The following is a 19,998-nucleotide window of genomic DNA, read 5'->3' on the forward strand; positions in this document are numbered from 1 at the left end:
CACGCACACCCGGCAGGGGGAGACCGTGCCAACCTCAGTCCAGGACTTCCACGCACGACCCGCGCTCCAGCAACCCGTGTGGGAGGACACCGGCCAGGTGCGACGGGTGCGCGAGGCTCTCGACGCCGCGCCGCCGCTCGTCACCGACGACGGCGCGGCGCGGCTGCGGCTCTTACTCGCCGCCGTCGCCGAGGGACGCGCCGACCTCATCCAGGCCGGCGACTGCGCGGAGGACCCCGCGGAGTCCACCCCGTACCACGTACGGCGCAAGAGTGACCTTCTCGACGCGCTCGCCGGCACCGCGGCCGGGATCACCGGCCGTCCCGCCCTGCGCGTCGGCCGCATGGCCGGGCAGTTCGCCAAACCCCGCTCCAAGCCCGTCGAGCAGGTCGGCGACACCACCCTGCCCGTCTACCGCGGGCACATGGTCAACGCCCCCGAGCCGGACGCCCAGGCGCGCCGTCACGACCCGTGGCGCATCCTCACCTGCTTCCGTGCCGCCCAGGCCGTCGTTCGCGAACTCGACGGCGTCAACGCCGGCCGCCCGGACGCGGAACAGGTGTGGATCAGCCACGAGGCGCTGCTCCTCGACTACGAGACGCCGATGGTGCGGCGCACCGCCACCGGCGCGAGCTACCTCGCCTCCGCGCACCTGCCGTGGGTCGGCGAGCGCACCCGCCGGCCAGACGGCGCCCACGTCGGGCTGCTGGCCGGTGTCGTCAACCCCGTGGCGTGCAAGATCGGTTCCGGCACCACCGCCGAGGACGTCACCGAACTCGCCGCCCGCCTCGACCCCGACCGCAGCCCCGGGCGCCTCGTGCTCATCGCCCGCATGGGAGCCGGCTTCGTCAGCAGCAGGCTGCCCGCCCTCGTCCAGGCCGTGCGGGCCGCCGGCCACCCCGCCGTGTGGATCTGCGACCCCATGCACGGCAACACCATCACGGGACCCGACGGGCTGAAGACCCGTCTCATGGGCGCCATGCTCGCGGAGATCCACGGGTTCTGCGACGTCGTCGGCGCCGCCGGCGGCATCAACGGCGGACTCCACCTGGAGACCACCCCGGACCCGGTCACCGAGTGCGCCACCGACGTGGCCGCCATCGGGTCCGCCGGCCGGCGCACCACCTTCTGCGACCCCCGGCTCAACCCCGGCCAGGCCCACCGGCTCGTCGCCGCGTGGGCCGAGGCCCGCTGACAGCCACACCGGGCACCGGGCCCTCCCGGCCCCGGCGGCGCGGCCCCGCCCCTCAGCCCGCGCACCCACCGCACCCTGAAAGGAGCCCCACCGTGGTCGGCATACCTGCCATCGACCCGTACGAGCTGCCGACGGCAGAGACCCTGCCGGCCAACCTCGCGGCGTGGACCCCCGACCCCGCCCGCGCGGTGCTCGTCGTCCACGACATGCAGCGGTTCTTCCTGCGCCCCTTCCCCGAGCCGGTCCGCGGCCAGCTCGTCCACAACGCGGCGCTGCTCCGCAAGCGCGCCGCCGGGCTCGGCGTCCCCGTCGCCTACTCCGCGCAGCCCGGCGGCATGACCCCGGAAGAGCGCGGCCTGCTCGTCGACTTCTGGGGCCCGGGCATGCGCACCGCACCCGAGGACCGCGAGGTCGTCCCCGAACTCGCCCCCGCCGACGGCGACTGGCTGCTCACCAAGTGGCGCTACAGCGCCTTCCACAAGTCCGGCCTGCTCGACAGGCTGCGCGCCGAGGGCCGGGACCAGCTCGTGCTCTGCGGCGTCTACGCCCACGTCGGCGTACTCGCCACCGCCATCGACGCGTTCACCCACGACATCCAGGTGTTCCTCGCCGCCGACGCCGTCGCCGACTTCTCCGCCGACCGGCACCGCATGACCCTCGACTACGTGGCCCAGCGCTGCGGCATGGTCGTCCCGAGCGCGGAGATCTTCGCATGACCACCGCCCCCGGTTCCCGCCGGTCCGCCGCCGGCTCCGGCGCCGCGCTGCTCGACCGGCTGCTGGCCGGGCCCCTCCCGCCCGCGTACGCCCTCCTGCACCGGCCGGAGAGCGGCACCCCGGGAACCGTCGACGTCCTCCTCGGCGACGTCACCCACCCCGCCACGCTCGCCGGGCTCCCGCTGCCCGACCAGGACGCGGAACCGCCGGCCGCCACCGCCCACCGCACGCTCCTCGTCGTGCCCTACCGGCAGCTCACCGAACGCGGCTTCGCCGCCCCCGACGACGGCGCCCCGCTCATCGCCATGAACGTCACCGAGCAGGCCGCGGTGCCGCTCGACGACACCCTCGCGCGGCTCCCCGGCACCCCCGCCGCGCTCACCGGCCACCGCTTCGACCTCTCCGACGAGGAGTACGCCGACGTCGTACGGCGCGTCGTGACCGGCGAGATCGGCACCGGCGAGGGCGCCAACTTCGTCATCAAGCGCACCCTCCTCGCCGACGTCGGCGACGACCCCGCGCGCGCGGCGCTCACCGTCTTCCGGCGGCTCATCGCCCTGGAGCCCAGCGCCTACTGGACGTTCGCCATCCACGCCGACGGCCGCACGTTCGTCGGCGCCACCCCCGAACGGCACCTCTCCGTCCACGAGGGCCGCGCCGTGATGAATCCCATCAGCGGCACCTACCGCTACCCCGCCGGCGGCCCCACCCTCGACGGCCTCACCGCCTTCCTGCGCGACCGCAAGGAGACCGACGAGCTGTACATGGTGCTCGACGAGGAACTGAAGATGATGTCCCGCATCTGCCCCGCGGGCGGCCGGGTCACCGGGCCCGCCCTGAAGGAGATGGCGCGGCTCGCCCACACCGAGTACTTCATCGAGGGCCACACCACCCGCGACATCCGCGACGTGCTGCGCGAAACGCTCTTCGCGCCGACCGTCACCGGCAGCCCCGTCGAGAGCGCCGCGCGTGTCATCGCCCGCCACGAACCCCACGGCCGCGGCTACTACAGCGGCATCGCCGCGCTCGTCAGCGACGAGCCCACCGGCAGCCGCAACCTCGACTCGGCCATCCTCATCCGCACCGCCGACATCGCCGACGACGGGCGGCTCGCGCTCTCCGTCGGCGCCACCCTCGTACGCCACTCGTCCCCGGAGGGCGAGGCGGCGGAGACCCGTGCCAAGGCCGCCGCGCTGCTCGACGCCCTCGGCGCGGACGGCACCGCGGACACCGCCGCGGACCCGGCCCGCACCCCGGCGGCCGCCGCGGCCGCCGCGGCACCGGCCGCGGAGCCCGAGGCCGCCGGCACCGCGCCCCGCACTCCGGGCTTCGCCGACCACCCCGCCGTCCGCGACGTGCTGCGCGGCCGCAACACCGGCATCGCCGACTTCTGGCTCGCCGCCACCGCCGCCCGACCGCTGACCGTACCCGCGCTGGAAGGCATGAAGGTCCTCGTCGTCGACGCCGAGGACACCTTCACCGCGATGATGGTCCAGCAGCTCGAAGCGCTCGGCCCCACCGCCGAGGTACGCCGCTTCGACGAGCCCTACGCCGTCGACGGCTTCGACCTCGTCGTCATGGGACCGGGGCCCGGCGACCCCCGCGCCACCGCCGACCCGAAGATCGCCGCGCTCGACACCGCCGTCGCGGGACTGCTCCGCGACCGCACCCCGTTCCTCGCCGTCTGCCTCAGCCACCAGGTGCTCAGCCTCCGCCTCGGGCTCGACCTCGTCCGCCGCGACCGCCCCAACCAGGGCGTCCAGCGCGCCATCGACCTCTTCGGCCGCCGCGAACACGTCGGCTACTACAACACCTTCGCCGCCGTCAGCCCCGCGGACGCATTCGACGTCCCCGGCGTCGGCCGCGTCCGCGTCAGCCGCGACCCGGCCACCGGCCAGATCGACGCGCTGCGCGGCCCGCACTTCGCGTCCTACCAGTTCCACGCCGAATCCGTCCTCACCGTCGAAGGACCCCGGCTCATCGGCGACGCCCTGCTCGGGGCGATCGGCCGGTGAGCCACCCGGTGCCCACCACCTGAACCCCGCCACCCGGGGCCACCCACGAACCCGTATCCGCCCGTCAGGAGCCGTACATGCCCGAACTCGACTACATGCTGGTGGACGCCTTCTCCCGCAAGCCGCTGAGCGGCAACCCCGTCGCCGTGTTCCTCGACGCCAGGGAACTGACGCCCGACCTGATGCAGCGCATCGCCCGGGAGATGAACCTCTCCGAGACCACCTTCGTGCTCCCGCCCGGCGAAGGCGGGGACGCCCGCATCCGCATCTTCACCCCCGTCAACGAGCTGCCCTTCGCGGGACACCCCCTGCTCGGCACCGCCGTCGCCCTCGGCGAGACCCGCAAGCAGGACGAACTGCAGCTCGAAACAGCGATGGGCGTCATCCCCGTCCACCTCACCGACGACGACGGCGCCGTCAAGGTCAGCATGCGCCAGCCCCACCCCGTGTGGGAGCCCTACGCACAAGCCGACGAACTCCTCGCCGCCCTCGGCGCCGACACCTCCGTCGCCCCCGTCGAGGTCTACCGCAACGGCCCCCGGCATGTCTTCGTCGGCCTCGAAAGCGTCCCCGCGCTCTCCGCGCTGCGGCCCGACCACCGTGCCCTGTCCGAGTTCCCCGACATGGCCGCCAACTGCTTCGCGGGACAGGGCCGGCAGTGGCGCGCCCGGATGTTCTCACCCGCGTACGGCGTCGTCGAGGACGCCGCCACCGGCTCGGCCGCGGGGCCGCTCGCCATCCACCTCGCCCGGCACGGCCTCGCCGCGTACGGCGAACAGGTCGAGATACTCCAGGGCGTCGAGATGGGCCGCCCCTCCCTGATGCTCGCCACCGCGGAAGGCGACGGCGACCGGATCCACGCCGTGCACGTCGGCGGCAACGGCGTCACCGTAGGACGCGGCACCCTCTTCCTCTAGACGCGTACGCCCGGCGGGCGGCCACCGCAGAAAGGCACCACATGCACACCAGCAAGTTCGAAAGCCTCACCGTCGAGAACGACGCGGACTTCCCCGAGTACGACGACCCGCCCGCCGACCCCGTGGGCCTCGTGCAGCGCTGGCTCGACCGCGCCGTCGAACTGCAGGTCCGCGAACCCAAGGCGCTCGCGCTGGCCACCGCCGACAAGCGCGGCCGGCCCTCCTCGCGCATCGTCCTCGTCAGCGCGATCGACGACCGCGGCGTGCTCTTCACCAGCCACGCCAGCAGCCGCAAGGGCCGCGAGATCGAAGAGAACAACTGGGCCGCGGGACTCCTCTACTGGCGCGAGACCGGCCAGCAGATCAAACTCTCCGGGCCCGTCGAGCCAGTCCCCCTCGCCGAGTCCGACAGCCTCTGGCAGGCCCGGGCCATCCCGCTGCACGCCATGTCGGTGGCCTCCCGGCAGAGCGAACCGCTGGCCGACCCGGCGGCGCTGCGCGCGGAAGCCGCCCGCCTCGGCGCCGACGGCAAGGCCCTCGACCGCCCCGAGCGCTTCTACGGCTACCGGCTGCAGCCCCACGACATCGAGTTCTGGGCCCACCGCCCGGACCGGCTCCACCTGCGGCTGCGCTACGACCGCGACGGCGACGGCTGGACCGCCGTCCGCCTCCAGCCGTAGCCGCGCGCGGCGCCCGCGGGCGCCGCGCCCGTACCACGGCGAACGGCGCGGGCGGCCGGCGCCCCGGATCCCTCCGGGCCGCCGGCCGCCCGCGCCGCATTTCGCGCGCCCCGGCCGCCGGGTCTCAGGACTTCGTCGCCTCGATGATCGCCGCGTGCTGCGAGACGTGCAGCACCTGCCCCGGTACCAGCCCGGCCTTGCGCATCAGATCCTCGTACTCCGCCTGCGTCCTGCCCTTGCCGTTGAGTACCGTCAGCATCACCATGTCGACGTCCTTCGCCGGATGCGGCTCGTTGCCCTCCGGCACCAGCGCGTTGACCATGAGCAACCGGCCGTCGTCGGGCATCGCGTCCCGGCACACCTCCAGGATCCGCACGCACTGATCGTCGGGCCAGCTCGCCAGCACGTGCTTCAGGATGTAGACGTCCCCGCCCTCCGGCACCGCCGAGAAGAAGTCACCGCCCACCGCGCGCCACCGGCCCGCCAGCTCCGGCACGTCCAGCACGTGCCCCGCCACCACCGGCTCGCGGTCCATCAGCGTGCCCTCGAGATGCGCGTTGCGCCGCAGAATCGCCAGCAACTGCCCGCCGCGGCCGCCGCCCACGTCCACCACCGAGTGGGCGGAGCCGAAGTCGTAGGCCGCGGCGACCTGGTCGCTCAGCGCCTCGGAGAACGACGCCATACTCGCGTCGAACTGCATGCCCAACTCGCGGTTGCCGAAGAGGTACTGGTAGAAGGGCATCCCGAACTCGGCCTCGAACGGGTTCCCACCCGTACGGACCGCCTCGGCGAGCCCCGTCGCCGACCGCACGAAGATGTCGTGGCCGTGCATCTCCACGTACGAGCGCATCGACCCCGGCACATCCGAGCGCAGCAACTGCGCCAGCGGGGTGAGCGCGAACCGGCCGTCGTCCTCCTGCCGGAACACCCCGAACGCCGCCAGATAGCGCAGTAGCCGCGCCAGATGGGGGGCGTCGAGACCCGCCTCCGCCGCCAGGTCGTCCGCGCTACGCGGACCCCCGGCCAGCAGATCGGCGAGCCGCAGCTCCGCGGCCGCATGGAGCGAGGCCGTGCGCAGATAGCCCTGTGATAAATCCAGTAACCGCTCGGTGAGATCGGTAGATTCGTCCATGCACACACCTTAGGTCGCGCCTCGATCGGCTGATAGCAGCCCGGTCGTGGCAGGTTCCTGTTATCATTCGCCCCCGCAGTCGGGGCGCTTACTCGAAGGCGATGCGGAGACCGTCGAGATCGGCCTTGATGTCGATCGCCGTGATCCTTTCGTTCTCCGTGGCGAAGCGGAACGCCACATGCGGCCGCCCGCGTACGAGCCACACCAGCCCCGCCGCACCGTCGATCAGCGCCGGAGCCGGATTCCACGTCCGGCCCGCGAACACGCGCGCCACCGCGTCCGCGCCGCGGATCTCGGGCACGTCCGTGATCGGATGCATTCCCCGCAGCCCGGCCTCCAGACTCATCCGCATCGCCGCCGCATCCGTACGCAGCACGATGTCCGGTGCCAGCATCGCCAGCAGCGCCTCGAAATTCCCCTCCCGTGACGCCGCGAGGAACGCCGTCGCCAGATCCGCCTTCCCCGAGGGGAGAGAAGCGGCGGCGTCGTACACACCGAAGGACTCCCCGCGCCGCGCGGTCGGCGTCGACCGCTGCACACGCCGCCGCGCCCGGCCGGCGAGCTGCCGGGCGGCGGCGGGGGAGCGGTCGACCACCGTCGCGATCTCCTCGAAGGGCACGGCGAACATGTCGTGCAGCACGAACGCGAGCCGCTCGGCCGGCGTCAGCGTGTCCAGGACGACGAGGAGCGCCAGCCCGACCGAGTCGGCGATCACCGCCTCCTCCTCCGGATCATCCGGCGACAGCTCGTCCTGGGGATCGCCCGCGTCCGTCGTGTCCACCAGCACCTCGGGGCGGGACCTGCGGGACTGCAGCATGTTCAGGGACACCCGGGCCCCGATCGTCGTGACCCAGCCGCTGAGGTTCTCCGCCTCGCCGGTGTCGGAGCGGCTGAGCCGGAACCACGCCTCCTGGACGGCGTCGTCCGCCTCCGGGACCGACCCCAGCATCCGGTACGCCACCGCGCGCAACCGGGGCCGATCGGTCTCGAAGCGCTCCGCCAGCCAGTCGTGTTCACTCGTCAAAGCCCGGTCCTCTCCCGTTCCCTCTCATATATCTGACCCGCGAGAACACGCCGATGTGACGGGCGCCCGGACACCCGGCCGAGGGCTTCCTGCCCCGCTACGGTGACCGGATGCGCGAAACCCCGGAAGAACTCCGACTCCTCCAGGACCTGCTCGACACCTCGCTGGCCCGCTCCACCGGCCATCTCCGCTCGATCATCGACACCGGCCGCACGCTCACCGCGGAACAGCTCACCCGCGTCCTCACCGGGATGTGCACCCTCGCCCTGTCGACCGTGACCGCCAAGGGCGAACCCCGCATCAGCGGCGCCGACGGCCACTTCCTCCACGGCACCTGGTACTTCGGCACCGCCCGCACCGCGGCCAAGGCCCGCCACCTCGCGGCCCGCCCCGCGGCCAGCGTGGCGCACATGCGCGGCGAGGACCTCGGCGTGTTCACCCACGGCGACGCGGTCACCCTCAACCCCGCGGAGGGGGAGCCGGACCCCGAGTGGCCCGAACTCCTCGCGTACTTCAAGGACTTCTACGGCGAGAACGCCTTCCGCTGGGACGAGGAAGTCGTCTTCTACCGGCTCACCCCCCACTGGATGACGGTCTTCGCCCCGGACGCCGCCAAGCTGGGCGTCGCCTAGGGGGGCGCAAGGGCCGGGCAGGCCGTTTCGGGTGCCCTCTCGGCACGCCCGCGTGCGGTGCTACGCGCATAACCTCCTGCCGAATCGAGACATGGGGGGTTCGCACACATGCGCAACCACGGAGTCGTCACCGCCATCGCCGCCGCCGGCGGCGCGCTGACGATGCTCGCCGTCACACCGGCACAGGCCGCCGAGTACAGCTCGCCGCTGAAGGTCCGCGGCGTCCAGTACGACGCACCCGGCCGGGACTCCAACAGGTGTTCCGGCGGGAACACCCACAAGGAGTACCTGGCGATCAAGAACTATTCGTCCAGCCGGACGGTGAACCTGAAGGGATGGGTCGTCAAGGACGCGGCCGGGAACCGGTTCGAGTTCCGCGCGAACCACTATCTGCAGCCCGGTGACCACGTGAAGCTGCGGGGCGGGAACGGCCGCGACTCGGACGCGGACAACGTCGTCTACCGCGACAACTGCAACTTCATGTGGAACAACGACAAGGACACGATCTATCTGGTCAAGTCGAGCGGCAGCCGGGCGGACGTGCACAGGTACACCAAGAGCGCCGACGACCGGGACGGCAACGGCTACATCACGTACCACGGCTGAGGGCCGGGGACGGACGGCCGAGGGGGCGGGCGCTCGGCGCCCGGTGGATGCGTCACCCGCGGGTGGCTCCGAGTGCGGTGGTGAACCGGCGGGTGAGCGTCGTCGGGTGGGTGATCGCCGTGCCGACGACCACCGCGTACGCACCGCGCGCCAGCGCCTCCGCCGCCTCGGCCGGCGTCCCGATCCGCCCCTCCGCGAGCACCGGCACCCGTACCGCCGCCGCCAGCCGCTCCACCAGACCGAGGTCGGGACCCGTGCCGGGGGCGGGGGAGCGGCCGGTGTAGCCGGAGAGGGTGGTGCCGATCAGGTCGGCGCCCGCGTCGGCCGCCCGCAGCCCCTCCTCGTACGTCGAGACATCGGCCATCACGAGCCGGCCCGCCCGCCGCACCGCCTCGAACGACTCCGCCACGTCCCGGCCGTCCGGCCGCGGGCGGTCCGTGGCGTCGACGGCGACGACGTCCGCGCCGGCCTCCGCGACCGCCCGCGCGTGCGCCGCCGTGGGCGTGATCACGACGCCGCCGTCCCCGTCCTTCCAGAGCCCGATGAGCGGCGCACCGGTCGCGGCCCGGATCGCCCGCAGGTCCGCGAGCCCCTGCGCGCGGATGCCCGCGGCCCCGCCGTCGAGCACGGCGAGCGCCATGCGGCGCATGGTGTCGGGGTCGCGCAGCGGCTCGCCCGGATACGCCTGGCAGGACACGACCAACCGCCCGTGCAGCCGCGCGAGAAGAGCAGCACCATCCCGGCCGTCGCCGTCGCCGTCGCTGCGCGCGCTCACGCGATCGCCTCCAGTGCGAGCCGTGCGGCGCCGAGCAGCGCCGCGTCGTCTCCCAGCTCTCCCGGGACGACCGGGACGTCCGACAGCAGCGGCAGCGCCGTCGCGGTGATCGCCGCGCGCAGCGGTCGCCACCAGACCGGGCCGCACCGGCTCACGCCGCCGGTGACGAGGACGAGTTCGGGATCGAGCGCGTTGACGAGCCCGCCCACCGCCTCGCCCAGCGCCGCGGCGCCCTCCGCCAGCACCGCCACCGCCGCCGCGTCACCGGCCGCCGCCCGCTCCGCGACGACCGCGAGACCGCGGCCCGCGGCCGGGTCTCCGCTCGCCGCCTCCCCCGCGCGGCGCTGGTACTCCGCCGCCATCGCCGGGCCCGCCGCGACGGCCTCCGCGTGGCCCGTACCGCCGCAGGTGCACGGGCGGCCCGCCGCGGCCGGGACCGGCAGGTGGCCCAGGTGTCCCGCCGCGGAGCGGGCGCCCCGCAGGGGCCGGCCGCCGAGGATCAGCGAGCCGCCGATGCCGGTGCCCGCGGCGACGAGCAGGACGTGCGTGCGTCCTGCCGCCGCGCCGCGCCAGGTCTCGCCGAGCGCGTGCGCGTGCACGTCGTTGCCGACGGCGACGGGGACGCCGAGGCGGCGGCCGAGTGCGTCGCGGAGCGCGGTGCCGGCCCACCCCGGCAGCGCGGCGGTGGCGGAGAGCACGGTGCCGGCCGCGGCGTCGATCACGCCGGCGCTGCCGACGCCGACGGCCGCGTACGGGCCGCCGGCCGCGGCGAGTTCCGCCACGGCCGCCGCCGCGGCGTCGAGGACCGCCGCGGGCCCGGCCGCGGCCGGCGTGGGCGCGGTGCGGCGGTGCAGCAGCCGCCCGTCCTGGTCGACCAGGGCGGCGGCGGTCTTCGTACCGCCGATGTCGAGCGCGGCGACGACGGTCATCGCGGCCCGGCGGCGGGTCGGTTGCGGCGGGGCACGCGTCCTCCCGGTACGTACGGCATGTCAACGAAGGCGGAGGCAGAGGCGGTTGGTGCGGAGCGAGAGGAGTGGGAGATCGGATGTCTGATGTCCGATGCCTGATAGCGTGTGACCGTAGCCCGGGGGTCGAAGCGGGTCAAGAGGCGGGAGCGCGCGCATGACCGAAGCCCGTGCCAGGGAAGTCCGTGCGAGCGCGGCCCGCGCGGCGGGTACGCCCACCGGCAGATCCCTGCTCCGGCTGGAGGTCACCGAGGGCATCAAGCGCTACATCCTCGCCAACCGGCTGCGTCCCGGCGACCCGCTGCCCACCGAGGCCGACCTGTGCGCCGCCCTCGGCGCCAGCCGCTCCAGCGTCCGCGAAGCGGTCAAGACGCTCCACGCCCTCGACATCGTCGACGTACGGCACGGGCACGGCACCTACGTCGGCGGGCTGAGCCTGTCGGCGCTCGTCGAGAGCCTCGCGTTCCGCGGGCTGCTCGGCCCGGAGGGCGACGTGCAGGTGATGGCCGATCTCGTGGACGTGCGCGAGCTGTTCGAGCGGGGCATGGCGGAGCGGATCGTGGCCCGGCTCGACGGCGACCGGCTCGACGCGCTGGACGCGCTGGTGGAGGAGATGCGCGCCGACGCGGGCGGCGCCGAGGCGGACTTCGTGGCGGCGGACCGTGCCTTCCACGCCCTGCTGGTCGAGCCGCTGGGCAACGATCTGATGGGGCAGCTCTCGATGGCCTTCTGGGACGTGTACGCCATCGTCGCCCCGCAGTTGCGGATGGCCACGCGCGAGGACCGGGCGGAGACGACCGCCGCGCACGCGGGCATCGTGCACGCCGCGCGCAGCGGCGACCCGGCCGCCTTCACCCGGGCCGTCACGGCGCACTACGCCCCCGTACGCCGCCGCCTCGCGGCCGGCCGCACCGGCGGCGGGGACGCGGGGCACTGACCCGGCGAGAGCCCGCCGGTAGTGCGGCGGAACGGTGGGTGCGTACCGTCAACGCCCCTGCGCACGCCCGGCGCCCGGCCCGCCCGACCCGGGCGGGGCCGGCCGGCACCCGCCCGCTCAGTGCCGCCTGAACCTGCGCACCAGCCGCCCCCACGTGCCCATCCGCAGCGCCTCGTACTCGGCGAACCGCTCCCGGTCCGCCGGCTCGGCGACGTCCTCGAAGACCGCCCGGGCCTCCTCGCGGAGCACCGGGTCCTCGTGCAGCATCAGCACGAACAGCATCCCGTCGCGGCGCAGCGCGCGCAGCGCGCCCGCGCGTCCCGGCGGGTACGAGGTGAGCCCGTGCAGCGCGCGGAGGAGCGGCAGGTGCTCCGCCACCCGGTCGGGATGGAGCCGCAGGGCCAGCCGCAGCGCGAGTTCCAGCTCGGCGTCGGGGGCACGCGGCTCGCGGGCGAGCACGGCGGTGACGGCCCGGGCGGCGGCCGGGGCGTCCTCGGCCATGTGCCGCAGCCGGCGCCGGAGTTCGCCGTCGTGTCCCGGCGGGTCGCCGTGCGCGGCGAGGACGATCGCGGCGTGGATCGCCTCGGCGGGCGGCGGCGCCTCCATGACGGCGCCGCCCGGGGCCGCGTCCCACGAGCCGTGCGCGTCCGCCGCGTCCCCCGGCAGGGCGTCGAGCGTGCCGAGCGTCTTCAGCTCCCTGAGGGCCCCGTACCGGTCCGTGGCCGACCGGCTCATCGCGAGGAAGACGAGCGCGTCGGCGATCTCCTCGTCCGCCGGCCGGCCGGAGCCGTCCCCGGGCAGCTTCCTCATCACGTGCATGAGACTGACCCGGGCCTGCGGCCCGGACTCGGCCTCGAACCGGGCCCGTACCTGCGCCGTCGTGGCGCCGTAGTGCTCCAGCGTGCGCAGCACCTCGGGGAAGGCCATGTCGTCGGGCTCGATGCTCGCGGCGGCGTCGAGCAGCGCGGGCACGGCGCCGTCGAGGTGCGTGCCGCGCAGCGCGGTCGCGGCGTAGTGGATGCAGGCCCGGTCGCGCAGCGCGCGGCCGTAGACGGGCGCCGCCCGGTCGTCGCCGATGCGGCGCAGCGCCTCCACGAGTCCCTGCTTGAGGTCGTACGGGTCCTGGTAGTGCTCGTCGCGGGGCTCGCGCTGGGGGAGGCTGTCGCTGGGGACGGTGCGGTACCGCTCCAGCTCGAACACCTTGCCCACGCCGTGCTCGTCGACGAGGGCGTCGCCCTCCTCGTACCAGGCGTCCCACACCGCGGTGACGGCCGCGACCCGCTCCAGGTGCGCGGCGTGGTCGGCGAGGAGGGCGTCGAGCCGGTCGACGAGCACCGGGACGACCTCGGGTCCCCGCTCCTGGAGCGCGACGATCGCCCGTTCCCGGAGGCTCACCTCGTCGTAGCCGCCGTCCCCGGTCCGCCACAGGGCGAGCCGCTCGATCAGCTCGCCGACGTCGTCCGCCACTGGTTCACCCCTGTGCTACGGGCCGATTCCGAAGCCAGGACCGTACCGGAACGAGAAGGGGAAGGGTCCCGAACGACGGAACCGGTCCGGTTTAGCCACCTCCGGGGCCCACCGCGCGGACCAGGGCCCGCCCGGGGCGTGCCGCCCCGGGCGGGGCCGCCGTCAGTCCGCGATGAACCGGTTGCCCAACCGCCCCGTGCTCTCGCTCCGTTCGCGCTGGCGCCGGATGACGTACGCGCCCGGGGCGATGCCCGTACCGCCGTGTTCCGGGTGGATGAGGTACGCGACCGCCGTGGCGTCGAGGACGCCGAGGGCGAGGCGCTGCGGGTCGTGCACGCGCCGGCTCCAGCGGCAGGTGCCGGGGTCGGCGACGAGCGTGTGCGGGTTGCCGCCGGCGGCGCCGCGCAGCAGCTCGACGCCGCCCGCGGGGACGGCCGTCCAGCGGGTGTGCGGCGGGACGGTGACGTCGTCGAGGAGCGCCAGCGGTACGACGATGAGGTCGCCCTGCGCCTGGAGGCCGGCGACGACGGGGATGGTCACCTCGCGCTCCAGGTGGGCGAGGACGTCGAGGCCGGTCCTGGCGGTGAGGTCGGCGAGGGTCACGGCTGCGGACGTGGTCATGTGCATCACCTCGGGGTGGGAGAAGGGGAGCAGGCGGGAGGAGAAGGAGGGCCGCACGTCAGGTGCGGCGGGCGAGCCGTGCGTACTGCGGGCCGCTGAGCCCGTACGACCAGCCGGCCGCGGCGACCGGGTCGTCGATGCCGGCGGGCACGCTCAGCCCGTACCGGCGGCGCCGCCCGTCGGGTTCGACGGAGCCGTTGACGACGAGCAGGACGCGCCCCGGTGTGCCCCACACGCGCCGCGGCACGTGGTAGAGGTGCAGGTGGGACCCGGGGTTGCCGGGGTCGGGGGCCTCCGCGAGCAGGTGCAGTCCCGCCCGGTCGGCGTACGTGTCCCAGCCGATGCGCTCGATGGCGCAGCGGCGCACCTCGACGTTCGGCTCGCGGTGGATCCGCGCCACCGTCGGTTCCGTGACGACCCACCGCGGCACGGCGGTGCCGTGCAGCGCGTACACCTCGGCGCCGTCGCCGTACCGGACGGCGGGGCGGCCGGGGTGGTGCAGCCGCAGTTCGCCGTGGCGGGCGCCGGGCAGCGGCTCCGTGTGCACCTCGGCGGGCCGCTCCGCGACGACGCACACCCCCTCACCGGGCCACCACCAGCCGGCGGCGCGGGCCAGGGCGGCCCACAGGGCGAGTTGGCGGGTGTCGGAGGCGCGGTAGGCGGCGAGGCCGAGGCGGGCGTGGATGTCGTAGTGCCCGATCCAGTGCGCGTCGTGCTGGCCGTGGAAGGTGAGCCCGAGCGGTCCGGCGCCGGCGGCGGGCAGCAGGGCGGTGCGGATCGCGGGCCGCGGGCCGTCGAGCAGCGTGGCGGCGAGCGGGTCGTGGACGGCGGTCCACAGGACGTCGCGCAGCGCGTAGCCGTCGCTGAGCGCGTCCTCGGCCGTCATGGTGTGCGCGACCTGGTGCCATGCCGGGCGCGGGCGGTGCCCCACCGGCCAGAGGCGCGGGACGCGCCGGTCGAGCCGGGTACGCAGCGCGGAAAGCAGTGACGCGAGCCGGGAGGCGACGGGCCAGTCCGCCCAGCGCGCGGGCGCGTCGGCGGCCCGCAGCCGCGGGCGGGCGAAGGCGGGTTGCTCGTCCCGCAGCGCCGGCGGGGCCGCTGCGGGGGAGGGGATCCAGACGAACCGCGGTGGCGGCGCGCCCGCCAGGCCGTAGAGCCCGGTGACGGCGGCTTCCGCCGCCGGCCGGTCCGCGGGCAGGGTGGAGAAGGCGTGCCCCAGCCAGTCGTCGCGCAGGGCGACGGCGAGGGACAGGCGTTCGCGGGAAGAGGAAAGTGAACCGTCGAAGCGGGGAGAAGCCCCGCGCGCAGAGGTCACCGCGGTCACCAGAGGGAGGCGGTGTGCGCCTTTCCGTGAGTCATGGCGGCCAGGGTGCCAGCGGCGGCGCGGGGGCGCAAGGGGATTTCGGGCCGCGGGCGCGGGCCGGTGCCGTGGCCGGGAAATGGCGCGGCGCCACCGCGCTGCCGTGTGATCGAATGCGGGGAGAGGGCGTCGTAGCGCGAAAAGGGGCAGGTGAACGGGCGTGGTCTTCGTGGAGGTGCCGCTGACGGCGGCGGTACGGGAGGCGACGGGCGTCACCGGTCCCGCGGAACGCCTCTACGGCGGCGAGGAGTCCGCCGCCTGGCGGGTCGGCGCGCACGTGGTGCGGATCGGCGCGTACGGCAAGGACACCGCGGAGACGGAATGGTGCCACCGCGTCGCGGTCGCCGCGCGGGCCGGCGGCTGCCCCGAGGCGGTCGCCCCGTTGCCCATCCCGGGCCGGGACGACGGCGCCACGGTCGTACGGGTCGAGGGCCGCACGGTGTCGCTCTGGCCGTACGTCGACGGGGTCTGGGCCGACGGCGGCGACCCACGCTCCGCGACGGCCGCGGCCCGCATGCTGGCCCGTCTGCACCGCGCGCTGGCCGGCGCACGACTGCCGCCCCGGCCACGGCGGAACTTCCTCGAAACCGGCCTCGCCGGCGACGAGGCGTACGACGACCCGCGGCTGCACGACCCGCAACTGGACATGTGGCTGGCCGGGTTCGCCGCCCGCGCGCTGCCGCGCCACGCCCTGCACGGCGACTACTACCACGGCAACCTGCTGGTCGACCGCGGCGACCCGGCGCGGATCGTCGCCGTGCTCGACTGGGACGAGTCCTTCGTCGCCCCGCCGGAGGTGGAGGTGGGCAGCGCGGCGCTGGAGTTCGCCGACGAGTTCTGCGAGAACCCGGCGGACGCGCGCCGGTTCGCCGACGCCTACCGGGAGGCCGGCGGCACCGCCGAGGCGCTGGACGAGGAGACGCTGACGCAGTTGATGCGGCACCGGCTGCGGCGCGAGGGCGCGTACTTCGCCCTCGCCGTGGCCCGGGGCGTCCGGCACGACGAGGAGGACCTGGAGTACCACCGGCGCCGCATGGAGGCGTTCGCCAGGCTCCGGCCGTAGCCCCGCGCGCGTGAGCGGGGGGCGCCGGGAAACCGGGTTGTCCGGTGGCGCGGCGGCCGACTACGTTGCCGAGGTGGATCAATTCGTGCCCTCCTGGGCGGCGTTGCGCGCTGCGGTCGCCGGCCTGAGCGACGAGGACTTCGCGCAGCCCTCCGGCTGCACCGGCTGGCTCGTCCGCGACCTCGTCTCCCACCTCGTGATCGACGCGCAGGACGTGCTCATCACCCTGGTCACCCCCGCCGACGGCGAGCCGACGGTCGACGCGGCGCGCTACTGGCACGTCAGCGACGAGCCGCCGACCGGCGCGGAGCCCCTCGACGCGCTCACCGTCCGGCTGGCGGCGGCGTACGAGGACCCGGCGCTGCTGAAGTTCCACCTCGACGACGTCGGCTCCGCCGCGGGCCGGGCCGCGCAACTCGCCGACCCGGCGCTGCGGGTGAGCACGCAGGACATGGTCCTCACCGCGGGCGACTACCTCGCGGCGTACGTCCTGGAGTGGACCCTGCACCACCTCGACCTCACCGCACACCTCCCGCACGTGCCGGGACCGCCCGCCGCGGGCCTCGCCGACACCCGCGCCCTGCTGGAGCGGATCGCGGGCGCGGCGTTCCCGGCGTCCTTCACGGACACCGACGCCCTCCTGATCGCCACCGGCCGCCGCGCCCCCACCGCAGCGGAACGCACCGCCCTCGGCCCCCTGGCGGCGAAGCTCCCCCTGATCCTGGGCTGACCGGGGACCGGCGGCCACGGTCCTACGGGACCGGGGGCCGCCGCCGCACGCGGGGGAGGCCGCAGGTCACCGCCTACGCGGCGCCGATGCGGGCCAGGACGTCGTCCGGCAGCGGGCAGGGCTCCTCCCGCGGCAGCAGCGCGGCCGCCTCCTCGCGCCGCCGCTCCCGCAGCAGCGCGCGCACTTCCCGCGCGAGCGGCGTGACGTCCTCGATCCCGCGGATCCACTCCTCGACGTACCCACCGACCGCGGGACCGGAGAGCCCGATCTGGATCGCGCGCCGCTCCAGCGGCCGCAGCGCCATGTCCCGCTCCGGATCCCACTGGATCCGCACCGGGCTGGTCCTCTTCGCCGCCAGCCAGTCCTCCCGGGTGGCGTACACGCGGCCGTCGTGGTGGCTCAGGCAGGAGTGGCGCAGCGCCCACTCGAAGCCCCGCCGGCTGATCTCGACGGCCAGCACGCGCTCCTGGCCGGGCTTCTCCGCCCAGCCGCAGCGGTACATCATCCACAGGAACGACGGCTTGATCCACGTCATCCGCTCGCGCTTGAACGGCGGCACGAACGTGCCCGCCCGCAGCGCCGGTCCGGCGATGGCGGGCCCGTACGCCTGGTAGACGGTGACCGTGTCCGCGGTCTGCCGCGCCCGGACCTGCCGTGCTTCCGTCGTCATGCCGGCAACTCCTCCGCCCGCGTGGGGGATCCGGTCAGGAACGCCGCCGTGGCCGCCGTGAAGAGCGCCGGGTCGTCCAGCCACGGGTGGTGGCCCGCGGCGGGCTGGACGGCACAGCGGGCGTTGGCGAAGAGGGCCGCATACGCGGCCATCGCCGGGGGCGGCGAGTTGACGTCCACCTCCCCGGCGAGGACCAGCGCCGGGGCGGTGAGGCGGGCCAGGGCGGCGCGGGTGGCGGGCGGGTCGTAGGCGCCGGGGGCGCCGTAGGCGGCCGCGGCCTCGGCGTTGCGGTCCTCGCCGGACGCGGCGTCCAGGGTGCGGGCCGCGTCGTCCCAGCGGCCGTGGAAGAACGGCGCGATGGCGCCGCGTTCGCCGCCGCGGCCGGCGGTGAGGTCCACCAGGGCCGCGTACGCCCCGGGGAACCACGGCTCCTCCGCCCGCAGCCGGGCCGCCGCCAGCCGGTCCTCCGCGGTGATGTCGATGCCGACCGCCGCGACGCTCGGCGTGATCAGCGCGAGCCGGCCGACGCGCTCGGGGTGGCGGGCCGCGTAGAGCACCGCGAGGTTGGCGCCGGCGCAGTGCGCGAGCAGGTCGAGGCGGTCCAGGCCGAGGTGCGCGCGGAGCGCGTCGACGTCGGCGACGAGCCGGTCGCAGCGGTACGACGCGGGGTCGGCCGGGGCGGCGGAGGAGCCGGTGCCGCGCGGGTCGAGGCGGATCAGCCTGCGGTGCGCGGTGAGCCCGCCGAGGTCGCCGAGGTAGGCGGAGGACTGCATGGGCCCGCCCGGCAGGCAGACGACGGGCGCGCCGTCGCCACCGGAGTCGTGGTAGGCGAGCGCGGTCCCGTCGGGGGCGGTGACGACCTTCATGGCGACGACCCTGTCAGCGGCGCTCCCCGCGCGGCAACCGGATTCCGGCCCGCCGACCGGGTGTCCGCGTACCCGATCGGGCGCGGGTGCCCAGGTCAGCCCTTGACAAATTTATTTGTCAAGAGGAGTCTTGGCGGCATGGAGGACATCGACGTCATCGCGGACCCGGCCTCGGCCGCCGCCGCCCTGGATCCGGTACGGGCTCGGCTGCTCGCGGAACTGCGCGCGCCCGCCTCGGCCTCCGCCCTGGCGAGCCGGCTCGGCGTGCCCCGGCAGCGGGTCAACTACCACCTGCGGCTGCTGGAGAAGCACGGCCTCGTGGAGGTCGCGGGCACCCGCGTCTGGGGCGGGCTGACGGAGCGGCAGCTCGTCGCCAGCGCCGCCGGGTACGTGGTCTCCCCGGAGGCGCTCGGAGCCGCCGCCGGGGGGCCGCGGCCGGACGGCGACCGGCTGTCGGCGGCGTACGTCGTCGCGCTGGCGGCCCGGGTCGTCGCGGAGGTCGGCGGCATGGCGCGTAACGCCGTGCGCGGACGCAAGCGGCTGCCGGTCTACGGGCTGGACGCGGCCGTGCGGTTCCGCTCGCCGGGCGACCGGGCGGCGTTCGCCGAGGAGCTGACGGCCGCGGTCAACGGGCTGGTCTCCAAGTACCACGACGAGGCCGCGCCGGACGGCCGCTGGCAGCGGCTGACGGTCTCCGTCCACCCCGTGCCGAAGGGCGTCGACCCCGGCGCACCGGAGGCGCCGGACGCGGCGCAGGCGACGGACGTACCGGAGGCGCCGGACGGTGCCGAGGGCGGCGAGCGGCCGTGACGGACGACGACCCCACGGCCCGCCTCAGCAGCCACGAGATCACGGTCCCCGGCACCCCCGACGAGGTGTGGCGCGCCATCGCCACCGGGCCGGGACACGCCGCCTGGCTCTTCCCCGCCGACATCGACCCCGCCGCGGGCGGCGCGATGACCGTGCACCGCGAGCCCTACGGCGAGACCGCGCACGCCACCGTCACCGGCTGGGACCCGCCGCACCGCTTCGGCTACGAGGAGCCCGCGGGCCCCGACGCGCCGCCGCTGGCCACGGAGTTCCTCGTGGAGGCCGCGGGCGGCGGCAGTTGCGTCGTCCGCGTCGTCAACGGCTTCCGCCGCGACGGCGAGGGCTGGGAGGACCTGGTCGAGGGGGCGGGCGAGGGCTGGCGGATGTCGCTGACCGTCCTGCGTGCCTACCTCACGCACTTCGCCGGCCGCCCGGCCGGCAGCGTCGGCGTGCTCGTCGGCCTCGGCCTGCCCGCCGCCGAACGGCCCCGCGCCGCCGCCGTCCTCGACCGCCTCCTCGGTATCGGGGCGGCCCCCGCCGGCGCCGCGTTCCGCACCCCCGCGGGCGCACCGGAGCTGGCCGGCACGGTCGAGGCCAGGAGCCCGGGCTACGTCCTGCTGCGCGCCGCCGAGCCGTACCCCGCGCTGTACGCCTTCTCCTGCTTCCCGATGGCCCCCGGCGCCCCGCTCTCGGTCAACCTCCTCGCCCGCCTGTACGGCGCCCCGCCCGGCGCCGCCGCACGCGAGGAGGACAGGTGGCGCACCTGGCTCACCGCCGCCCGTCACGCGTTCGACAACTGAGGACCATCACAGCCGCG

The 19,998-nt window shown here is 75.2% G+C and carries 21 protein-coding genes; 12 read left to right on the forward strand and 9 right to left on the reverse strand.

Features of this window, described 5'->3' with window-relative positions:
- Positions 1-25 precede the first annotated feature (25 nt).
- The 5 genes from DMB38_RS32595 to phzG all read left to right on the forward strand — a co-directional run bounded on the left by DMB38_RS32595 (position 26) and on the right by phzG (position 5,523).
- Positions 26-1,195 carry a 3-deoxy-7-phosphoheptulonate synthase gene (locus DMB38_RS32595; protein ID WP_125938184.1) on the forward strand — a complete coding sequence of 390 codons (1,170 nt, stop codon included), beginning with the start codon at positions 26-28 and terminating at the stop codon, positions 1,193-1,195.
- A 92-nt stretch (positions 1,196-1,287) separates the two neighbouring features.
- Entirely contained in the window at positions 1,288-1,911 is a 624-nt protein-coding gene (locus tag DMB38_RS32600; protein ID WP_125938185.1) for an isochorismatase family protein, read from the forward strand.
- Positions 1,908-3,926 carry an anthranilate synthase family protein gene (locus DMB38_RS32605; RefSeq protein ID WP_125938186.1) on the forward strand — a complete coding sequence of 673 codons (2,019 nt, stop codon included), beginning with the start codon at positions 1,908-1,910 and terminating at the stop codon, positions 3,924-3,926. The genes DMB38_RS32600 and DMB38_RS32605 overlap by 4 nt, the downstream gene beginning before the upstream one ends.
- A gap of 77 nt (positions 3,927-4,003) precedes the next feature.
- Entirely contained in the window at positions 4,004-4,843 is an 840-nt protein-coding gene (locus tag DMB38_RS32610) for a PhzF family phenazine biosynthesis protein (protein ID WP_125938187.1), read from the forward strand.
- Between the two features lie 41 nt (positions 4,844-4,884).
- A complete protein-coding gene (gene phzG, locus DMB38_RS32615) occupies positions 4,885-5,523 on the forward strand; it encodes a phenazine biosynthesis FMN-dependent oxidase PhzG (RefSeq protein WP_125938188.1) in 639 nt (212 codons plus the stop codon).
- Positions 5,524-5,647: 124 nt separating this feature from the next.
- Here phzG and DMB38_RS32620 read toward each other — a convergent pair whose 3' ends face one another.
- Positions 5,648-6,655: a methyltransferase gene (locus DMB38_RS32620; RefSeq protein WP_125938189.1), complete on the reverse strand. Its 1,008-nt coding sequence runs from the start codon at positions 6,653-6,655 to the stop codon at positions 5,648-5,650.
- An 88-nt stretch (positions 6,656-6,743) separates the two neighbouring features.
- Positions 6,744-7,679 (reverse strand): sigma-70 family RNA polymerase sigma factor, encoded by a 936-nt coding sequence (locus tag DMB38_RS32625; protein WP_125938190.1) that lies wholly within the window; start codon positions 7,677-7,679, stop codon positions 6,744-6,746.
- Between the two features lie 110 nt (positions 7,680-7,789).
- Between DMB38_RS32625 and DMB38_RS32630 the strand changes: the two genes are divergently transcribed.
- Positions 7,790-8,311, forward strand: coding sequence for a pyridoxamine 5'-phosphate oxidase family protein (locus DMB38_RS32630; protein ID WP_125938191.1), 522 nt, complete (start codon positions 7,790-7,792; stop codon positions 8,309-8,311).
- Between the two features lie 108 nt (positions 8,312-8,419).
- Positions 8,420-8,917 (forward strand): lamin tail domain-containing protein, encoded by a 498-nt coding sequence (locus DMB38_RS32635; protein ID WP_125938192.1) that lies wholly within the window; start codon positions 8,420-8,422, stop codon positions 8,915-8,917.
- A 52-nt stretch (positions 8,918-8,969) separates the two neighbouring features.
- Here the strand turns inward: DMB38_RS32635 and DMB38_RS32640 are convergent, their stop codons facing one another.
- Both DMB38_RS32640 and DMB38_RS32645 read right to left on the reverse strand, forming a co-directional pair.
- Complete coding sequence (locus tag DMB38_RS32640) at positions 8,970-9,692, reverse strand: N-acetylmannosamine-6-phosphate 2-epimerase (RefSeq protein WP_125938193.1); 723 nt, start codon at positions 9,690-9,692, stop codon at positions 8,970-8,972.
- On the reverse strand, positions 9,689-10,621 hold the full coding sequence (locus DMB38_RS32645) for an ROK family protein (protein WP_125938194.1): 933 nt from the start codon (positions 10,619-10,621) through the stop codon (positions 9,689-9,691). The genes DMB38_RS32640 and DMB38_RS32645 overlap by 4 nt, the downstream gene beginning before the upstream one ends.
- A 193-nt stretch (positions 10,622-10,814) precedes the next feature.
- Here DMB38_RS32645 and DMB38_RS32650 point away from each other — a divergent pair, with 193 nt between their 5' ends.
- Entirely contained in the window at positions 10,815-11,594 is a 780-nt protein-coding gene (locus DMB38_RS32650) for an FCD domain-containing protein (RefSeq protein ID WP_125938195.1), read from the forward strand.
- Between the two features lie 117 nt (positions 11,595-11,711).
- On the opposite strand, the gene DMB38_RS32655 is transcribed toward DMB38_RS32650, so the two are convergent.
- The 3 genes from DMB38_RS32655 to DMB38_RS32665 all read right to left on the reverse strand — a co-directional run bounded on the left by DMB38_RS32655 (position 11,712) and on the right by DMB38_RS32665 (position 14,997).
- Positions 11,712-13,061, reverse strand: coding sequence for a hypothetical protein (locus DMB38_RS32655; protein WP_125938196.1), 1,350 nt, complete (start codon positions 13,059-13,061; stop codon positions 11,712-11,714).
- Positions 13,062-13,223: 162 nt separating this feature from the next.
- Positions 13,224-13,682: a hypothetical protein gene (locus DMB38_RS32660; RefSeq protein ID WP_240662588.1), complete on the reverse strand. Its 459-nt coding sequence runs from the start codon at positions 13,680-13,682 to the stop codon at positions 13,224-13,226.
- Positions 13,683-13,740: 58 nt separating this feature from the next.
- Positions 13,741-14,997 (reverse strand): DUF6745 domain-containing protein, encoded by a 1,257-nt coding sequence (locus DMB38_RS32665; RefSeq protein ID WP_240662589.1) that lies wholly within the window; start codon positions 14,995-14,997, stop codon positions 13,741-13,743.
- A gap of 205 nt (positions 14,998-15,202) precedes the next feature.
- On the opposite strand from DMB38_RS32665, the gene DMB38_RS32670 reads away from it, so the two are divergent.
- Positions 15,203-16,105 (forward strand): phosphotransferase, encoded by a 903-nt coding sequence (locus DMB38_RS32670; RefSeq protein ID WP_125938199.1) that lies wholly within the window; start codon positions 15,203-15,205, stop codon positions 16,103-16,105.
- 73 nt (positions 16,106-16,178) lie between these two features.
- Positions 16,179-16,835 carry a maleylpyruvate isomerase N-terminal domain-containing protein gene (locus DMB38_RS32675; protein WP_125938200.1) on the forward strand — a complete coding sequence of 219 codons (657 nt, stop codon included), beginning with the start codon at positions 16,179-16,181 and terminating at the stop codon, positions 16,833-16,835.
- Between the two features lie 73 nt (positions 16,836-16,908).
- Here the strand turns inward: DMB38_RS32675 and DMB38_RS32680 are convergent, their stop codons facing one another.
- Together DMB38_RS32680 and DMB38_RS32685 are read right to left on the reverse strand one after the other, a co-directional pair.
- On the reverse strand, positions 16,909-17,505 hold the full coding sequence (locus DMB38_RS32680) for a DUF4291 domain-containing protein (RefSeq protein WP_125938201.1): 597 nt from the start codon (positions 17,503-17,505) through the stop codon (positions 16,909-16,911).
- Positions 17,502-18,371, reverse strand: a complete 870-nt coding sequence (locus DMB38_RS32685; RefSeq protein WP_125938202.1) for an alpha/beta hydrolase — start codon at positions 18,369-18,371, stop codon at positions 17,502-17,504. The genes DMB38_RS32680 and DMB38_RS32685 overlap by 4 nt, the downstream gene beginning before the upstream one ends.
- Positions 18,372-18,509: 138 nt before the next feature.
- Between DMB38_RS32685 and DMB38_RS32690 the strand changes: the two genes are divergently transcribed.
- Together DMB38_RS32690 and DMB38_RS32695 are read left to right on the forward strand one after the other, a co-directional pair.
- A complete protein-coding gene (locus tag DMB38_RS32690; RefSeq protein ID WP_240662590.1) occupies positions 18,510-19,181 on the forward strand; it encodes a helix-turn-helix domain-containing protein in 672 nt (223 codons plus the stop codon).
- Positions 19,178-19,981 carry an SRPBCC domain-containing protein gene (locus tag DMB38_RS32695; RefSeq protein WP_125938203.1) on the forward strand — a complete coding sequence of 268 codons (804 nt, stop codon included), beginning with the start codon at positions 19,178-19,180 and terminating at the stop codon, positions 19,979-19,981. Before DMB38_RS32690 ends, DMB38_RS32695 begins: the two co-directional genes overlap by 4 nt.
- Positions 19,982-19,998 lie beyond the last annotated feature (17 nt).

Source organism: Streptomyces sp. WAC 06738 (genome assembly GCF_003945505.1).
Taxonomy (GTDB): Bacteria; Actinomycetota; Actinomycetes; order Streptomycetales; family Streptomycetaceae; genus Streptomyces.

Bases quoted from the DNA above. Each gene is read 5' to 3' on its own strand.
- DMB38_RS32645 (WP_125938194.1), bottom strand. From the start codon at position 10,621: ATGACCGTCGTCGCCGCGCTCGACATCGGCGGTACGAAGACCGCCGCC.
- DMB38_RS32605 (WP_125938186.1), top strand. From the start codon at position 1,908: ATGACCACCGCCCCCGGTTCCCGCCGGTCCGCCGCCGGCTCCGGCGCC.
- DMB38_RS32630 (WP_125938191.1), top strand. From the start codon at position 7,790: ATGCGCGAAACCCCGGAAGAACTCCGACTCCTCCAGGACCTGCTCGAC.
- DMB38_RS32650 (WP_125938195.1), top strand. From the start codon at position 10,815: ATGACCGAAGCCCGTGCCAGGGAAGTCCGTGCGAGCGCGGCCCGCGCG.
- DMB38_RS32685 (WP_125938202.1), bottom strand. From the start codon at position 18,371: ATGAAGGTCGTCACCGCCCCCGACGGGACCGCGCTCGCCTACCACGAC.
- phzG (WP_125938188.1), top strand. From the start codon at position 4,885: ATGCACACCAGCAAGTTCGAAAGCCTCACCGTCGAGAACGACGCGGAC.
- DMB38_RS32660 (WP_240662588.1), bottom strand. From the start codon at position 13,682: ATGACCACGTCCGCAGCCGTGACCCTCGCCGACCTCACCGCCAGGACC.
- DMB38_RS32680 (WP_125938201.1), bottom strand. From the start codon at position 17,505: ATGACGACGGAAGCACGGCAGGTCCGGGCGCGGCAGACCGCGGACACG.
- DMB38_RS32690 (WP_240662590.1), top strand. From the start codon at position 18,510: ATGGAGGACATCGACGTCATCGCGGACCCGGCCTCGGCCGCCGCCGCC.
- DMB38_RS32620 (WP_125938189.1), bottom strand. From the start codon at position 6,655: ATGGACGAATCTACCGATCTCACCGAGCGGTTACTGGATTTATCACAG.
- DMB38_RS32635 (WP_125938192.1), top strand. From the start codon at position 8,420: ATGCGCAACCACGGAGTCGTCACCGCCATCGCCGCCGCCGGCGGCGCG.
- DMB38_RS32610 (WP_125938187.1), top strand. From the start codon at position 4,004: ATGCCCGAACTCGACTACATGCTGGTGGACGCCTTCTCCCGCAAGCCG.